Raw genomic sequence first — 755 nt, forward strand, 5'->3', positions numbered from 1 at the left:
GCTTCAAATTCCCCCTAAGCATTGTTAGATGGTAGTACTGACTTAATGAAAAAAGCGATATATCTAATAATCCTGATGATGTGCTATCTGCCGTTTCAGGCTTCAGCACATGTTCTGAATACCGAACGAAAAAATGCTGATATTGTTGTAAACTACGTTTACCAAAAAGCACATTTAAAAAATCAAATTAGCTACAATGTTTTTAAGCAAGCTTTCATTGCTTACAACAAAACTAAAGGCAAGAAAAAATCACTATTAACAATCATTGATTACAGTAAACCATCGACACAAAAAAGATTTTATGTAATTGATTTAAAATCAAATAAATTACTCTACAAAACCTATGTTTCTCATGGTATGAACAGTGGAAAACTCAAGGCAAATGAGTTCTCCAACAAAGTGGATTCGCATAAAACCTCATTAGGTACTTTCCTGACAGAAAATACATATAACGGCGGTAACGGTTATTCACTGAAACTTAACGGCTTAACCCGTGGTAAAAATGATAATGCATTAAAACGTTACATTGTTATTCACGGAGCAAAATACGTATCTGAATCATTTATCAAACGTAACGGTTATTTAGGTCGTAGCTGGGGTTGCCCTGCACTACCAGAAGCATTAGCAACAAAGATTATTAACACCATTAAAGGTGGCAGTGTTATTTTTGCTTACGCTTAATCAAGAGAATTAAAAAGCTGTTAGTATTTAATTTCAAAAAGTTAAATACTAGCAGCTTTTTTTTATGCTTAAGA

At 33.0% G+C, this 755-nt stretch carries 1 protein-coding gene; it reads left to right on the top strand.

The window, feature by feature from the left end:
* Positions 1-45 precede the first annotated feature (45 nt).
* A complete protein-coding gene (locus E5A76_RS18515) occupies positions 46-681 on the top strand; it encodes a murein L,D-transpeptidase catalytic domain family protein (RefSeq protein WP_392397388.1) in 636 nt (211 codons plus the stop codon).
* Positions 682-755: the final 74 nt, after the last annotated feature.

It is taken from the genome of Photobacterium lucens, assembly GCF_009873615.1.
Classification (GTDB): Bacteria; Pseudomonadota; Gammaproteobacteria; order Enterobacterales; family Vibrionaceae; genus Photobacterium; species Photobacterium lucens.